This is a genomic window from Coleofasciculus sp. (assembly GCF_046539235.1).
In the GTDB taxonomy this organism is placed as follows: domain Bacteria; phylum Cyanobacteriota; class Cyanobacteriia; order Cyanobacteriales; family Coleofasciculaceae; genus Coleofasciculus.
In genome coordinates this window covers 1-3,804 of the sequence record NZ_JBKHHI010000537.1, presented here as the reverse complement: position 1 = coordinate 3,804, position 3,804 = coordinate 1, and the positions used below count along the sequence as shown (strand labels likewise).

Here is a 3,804-nt window from a genome sequence, read left to right as displayed (position 1 = left end):
GTATTTCTTTAAAAAAGGTTTACATAAATTCATATATTTGCGTTTATACTAAACATTAAGACTGTCACATTAACGCAAGCATAGACCTTCAGGGCCAAATTTTTCCATCCATTCACCAAAGCAGGGAGAGGATTGCCCAACTCAAACGTACCATGGCACGTCTCTACATAACTTTTTCCTGGGAACCATCTGCCATCTGCCATCTGCCATCTGCTATCTGCCTTGTCTATACCCAAAACGGGAGAATTAACCCGAATTTAGTCCAAAAGGGGATCTACCAGCCAACGATAGGTTCGACGGATGCCAATCATCCGATTTGTTGACTATCCTCACCCCAAACTAGGAGTATTTCATGCTGGTAACCACCCCATTAGACAAAAGTATCACAGTTAAACGCCTACTTAAACTGTGGGCAGCCCGTTATGTCCCTGACTTATCCACGCTTTCCTTAACCACGAACAAATGTACAACCATTGAGTTAATGGAAGCCGCCTCTCGTCAAGGGCGAGAGAAAACGGCGACTAAACTCTCTCGACTGATAGAAATTCACTGCAAGTGTGCGGGTATTCGGACAAGTATTCTCTTCTCCTACATTCCCAACGTTGTCAACTTAACCGAATCCCAAGGTATCGCCACATCCTCAGCGCAGGTTTATGAGAAGGTTTTATCCGTCTATCGAAACCAGTCACCAAGTCCATCTCTAATCGAGGCTTTATCTGAAGCAGACACGGTGGATATTTCGACCGATTTATATAAAGTCTCGGTCATGCCCAAATTAGAGCTACCCGAAGTTTCCTCCCTGGTGACAATTCTGACCCCAGAATTAATGCAATTTCAGTCCCAGCATTTATCTGCCAATAATCAGAATACGCTGGGATTTATGAGTACCCAGTTTCATCTCAGTTCCAAGGTGTTGTTGAATCGGTTAAGCCTACCGGAACAGTTATTGCTCTCTCCTTACTTTAAGTTTATTGAAGAGCAAGTATGTATTCCCTGGCAACGGGTATGCACGGCGGCGGCTCAACATTCTCTTAATTCTCCTGTATTAGCCTTAGTTGAGCAACTCATACCCAAGAGTCAGGAAATTGCCACCAGGGTTTATCGCCACGCCTTGGAACGATACCCCACTTATCGCAGCCGTCGCGGGAAACTGGATCATCCAGAAGTAAAAGCCTCAAGTATCCGCGATGTCGAGATGTTTCAAGCCTACCTGTGGGTTTGTGTTTTGGAACAGAGTATGGCAGCAATGGAGAAAGAACTCTATCCGTTATGTGAGATGGTTTATCCCAGTGTGAATGTGAGTTGGGAATTAGTGGAGAGCATGGTTGGACTTTTAGTAGACAAGATTCTCATCCGCCTAGACTCTGAGCAACAATCAATCGTTCAGCCTTATACTACAGCTATGCAAAAATTATTCGCTTGTCGTTAAAGGAAACGGGGAACAGGGAACGGGGAATAGCCTATTTCAATGTACATTAGTTAAACCGGCAAGGTAGAGATATAGGCTATGTCTCTACCTTCCTATCTGGCTTATCTCCTACAATAGAGACATTAGAGTTGGTGCAAGTCTCTATGGAAACCATTATTGGCACAGTGTTCGGAATCATTCTGCTGGCGGGACTCAGCGGTTTTAAGATTGATCGCGAATATGAACGCGGCGTGATCTTTCGCTTGGGACGGTTCAGCAATGTCAGAGGACCGGGGATGTATTGGATTCTACCTCTGATTGACCAAAAAGCCCAAGTAGATATCCGCACCAAAACTGTGGATATCGCCCCCCAAGAAGCGGTAACGGCTGACAGCGTGACGATTAAAGTCAATGCTGTCTTATATTATCGCATCATTGATCCATCTCGGGCAATTAATAAAGTCGAAAATTACGAAATAGCCGTTTATCAAGCGGCGATGACGACATTACGGAATGTCGTGGGACAAAATATCTTAGATGATGTCTTGCAAAACCGCGATAAAATCAACCTGCGTGTGCAAGAAATTGTAGACGAAATCACCGAATCTTGGGGGGTAGTGATTGAACGGGTAGAAATTAAAGATGTAGAAATTCCCAGCAATATGCAACGGGCAATGGCAAAAGAAGCCGAAGCTGTGCGGGAAAAACGGGCGCGTTTGATTAAGGCTTCCGCTGAACAAGAAGCCTCGATTAAGTTAGCTGAAGCCTCGCAGAAGATTGTGGAAAATCCAGCCGCTTTGGAATTACGGCGTTTACAAATGCTGACGGAAATTGGCGCGGAAAATAACACCACAACCTTGATTATGATGCCATCAGATTTTATTACCTTAGCCAAGCAATGGACGGAGGTGTTAAATCAGGGCAATAAGGTTGAGAGTAATGGGGTTGTTCAGGTTAAATCAACGGATGAGCCGATTCCCTTAGATTTGTCTTCCATTCCAGAGGATAACCCGTAACGGCTCTCTTAGATCGGTGGGGATATTTGACAGATGTCGGGGCGGGTTTTACGATTATCGCATGTAAGAAACCCAGATATTGATAAACCCGCCCTTGCCAAAGGTGTCATCTATAAGACCTAATTGTATCAGACCTAGAATTGCGCGATCGCATCCCATTGAGAAGCGTTGATTGTCATCTATCATAAGGTGTGTTCAATTCATTAAATAACGACCCCACTTTTTTTTGTTATCACTACCGCCACCTAAGATAACTCCTAACTTAGGTGAAGGGCGCTTATTTAGCCACTTTACCAATGCCGAGGGAGTTACAGGAATTACAGGGATTGTCGGTGATAGTCTTGATACAGGACAACAAGTCATCGTCAGCGAACTTCGATTGAAACAAGGAGAGAATAATTATCTAGCATGGGAATCCGGTAGTATATTCGTTACCGAATTAGAGATTGTTATCTCGAAGTATCTTTTGCATTCCTGGCAACACTATACTCAGAGGCACATTTTTCGTAACGAGGATTCGATAATGACCCATTCAAATCTTAATTCAGTTCTGGAAGATTTGGGGACGACTCAGATTGAAAAACAAGTAGAGACGCGCCATGGCGCGTCTCTACAATGGTGCCGAACGTCCTAATCGATGTGTCTATTGCTATACAATTGTCATTCCCCCTAAACTGATGACAAAAACTCTAACAATTACTGAAGTCGTTACTTCGCTCAACGAAGCTGAATCGCGGTTCAATATTCGCCGAAATGATAATCTTGAGTTCTTTTCAGAATGGCAAGATAATCTTCCTGAACTCACCCAATCTGAACAGGACACCCTCAACCGGATTAAAACGAGCTATCTCTACAACAGTGCTGATGATTCAATGACCGAAGCGACCGTTAATTTACTCATCGTTTCCCCACTATTGTACCTAGCAGGCTTTTGTGACCCGCCCTATAAACTTAAAGGAGAAAAATCAGTCGAGTTTACGGTTGAAGAACGAGAGGAAACCTATCGCGGACGCATCGACCCTCTCGTGTTAAAAAATAAATTTTGGCTAACCTTAATTGAATCCAAACAAACTAAATTTTCCTTTTCAGTCGCCATTCCCCAAGCCCTCGCCTACATGATGGCTAATCCTCAGCCCACACAACCGTCTTTTGGCTTAGTCACTAATGGGGATCACTTCCTTTTCCTTAAATTAATTCAAGAACCTGTCGGTTATTATGATTTGTCCACGGATTTTTCCATCTTTGCCCGTCCGCATAATGAACTATACAACGTTCTGCAAATTATGAAACAAATTGGCACGTTAATTACATGAACAAACCCAGGTTTGTAGTAAGGGCTTTAGCCCTATCATCGTATTTTATCCAGGAATCAACCTGACA

The 3,804-nt window shown here is 43.5% G+C and carries 5 protein-coding genes; all 5 read left to right on the top strand.

Annotation, left to right across the window (positions count from 1 at the left end):
• Positions 1-152 precede the first annotated feature (152 nt).
• The 5 genes from ACLFWI_RS28215 to ACLFWI_RS28195 all read left to right on the top strand — a co-directional run bounded on the left by ACLFWI_RS28215 (position 153) and on the right by ACLFWI_RS28195 (position 3,737).
• Positions 153-323 (top strand): hypothetical protein, encoded by a 171-nt coding sequence (locus ACLFWI_RS28215; RefSeq protein ID WP_446415690.1) that lies wholly within the window; start codon positions 153-155, stop codon positions 321-323.
• 29 nt (positions 324-352) lie between these two features.
• Complete coding sequence (locus ACLFWI_RS28210; RefSeq protein WP_446415689.1) at positions 353-1,429, top strand: hypothetical protein; 1,077 nt, start codon at positions 353-355, stop codon at positions 1,427-1,429.
• Positions 1,430-1,572: 143 nt separating this feature from the next.
• Entirely contained in the window at positions 1,573-2,424 is an 852-nt protein-coding gene (locus ACLFWI_RS28205; RefSeq protein ID WP_446415688.1) for a slipin family protein, read from the top strand.
• 226 nt (positions 2,425-2,650) lie between these two features.
• Entirely contained in the window at positions 2,651-3,058 is a 408-nt protein-coding gene (locus ACLFWI_RS28200) for a hypothetical protein (RefSeq protein ID WP_446415687.1), read from the top strand.
• Positions 3,024-3,737 carry a type I restriction endonuclease gene (locus ACLFWI_RS28195; RefSeq protein WP_446415686.1) on the top strand — a complete coding sequence of 238 codons (714 nt, stop codon included), beginning with the start codon at positions 3,024-3,026 and terminating at the stop codon, positions 3,735-3,737. Before ACLFWI_RS28200 ends, ACLFWI_RS28195 begins: the two co-directional genes overlap by 35 nt.
• Positions 3,738-3,804: the final 67 nt, after the last annotated feature.